Origin of the sequence: Microcoleus sp. AT3-D2 (assembly GCF_036705715.1) — a bacterium.
Taxonomy (GTDB): Bacteria; Cyanobacteriota; Cyanobacteriia; order Cyanobacteriales; family Microcoleaceae; genus Microcoleus.
On the sequence record NZ_JAUBVE010000221.1, the window covers coordinates 1 to 1009 of the forward strand.

The 1009-nt window shown below is 43.2% G+C and carries 1 protein-coding gene; it reads left to right on the forward strand.

Annotated features, from left to right (window positions below):
- The coding region (locus tag QUB44_RS31030) for a hypothetical protein (protein WP_333373788.1) at positions 1 to 782 on the forward strand (782 nt) is incomplete at its 5' end.
- Positions 783 to 1009 lie beyond the last annotated feature (227 nt).

The following is a 1009-nucleotide window of genomic DNA, read 5'->3' on the forward strand; positions in this document are numbered from 1 at the left end:
CGCTCATGTTTGTGTGTAAAAAAATGTCTCTTATGTTCTTTTACCACATAATGTTACTATTTTGGAGATGTCTATTAGAAAAAGCAGCTTCCCAACTCAAACTTGTTTGTGAACAGAGCATCAATCCAGTCTTAGCAGTTTTAGCGAGAGAATATGGCAATGCTTGTTGGGTACTAGCGCAAGCTTCCATTCAAGCTGATTGCTTAATGCGACTCCGAAAGAATGCCTGTTTTTGGTCAGCACCACCAGCATATAGTGGTCGCGGCAGACCACGCAAGCACGGGCAAAAAATGAGGTCGGGTGACCAAACCACATGGCTCGAAGCGGATGCTGTGATTGAAATTGACGAACATCCAGAGTTGGGGCAAGTCCGAGTCAGGCAATGGCTTGACTTACATTTTTATCGTGCGCCGGAACAGAGAGTAAATTTAATCCTCGTGGAAAGAATGAAGCCCATGTTAAACGGTCAGCCGTTTCCACCCTTGTGGTTGGCTTGGGTGGGAGAACGAACTCTACCCTTAGAAACAGTCTGGTTTAAGTATTTACGACGCTTTGGAGTGGATCATTGGTATCGATTTGCTAAGCAACGATTGCATTGGACATTGCCTAACTTGAGAACTCCTGAACAATGTGAACGTTGGAGTGATTTAATGCCGTTGATGAGTTGGCAACTCTGGTTAGCTAGGGATTTAGTGGTCGAGAATATATTACCTTGGCAATCTGAAGCGTATCAATTTAACCCCTGGACGTGTTGCCCAATCAATGTTTTCGGTTTTAGTTGACATTGGTACTCCTACGAAATTGCCTAAACATAGGGGAAAATCTCCTGGTTGGGAAACAGGAAAGGTACGGACTAAGGCACCATGCTATCCCACTGTCAAAAAACGGGTTTCTCGACGCAAAAAATATTCAAGATTAGCTATTTAATCTTCCAGGGTAAGAGCATCTCAATCAAGCTTGACAAAAGGAGTTGAGAACAGTCATCATATAATCATTATTCATAGAAGCC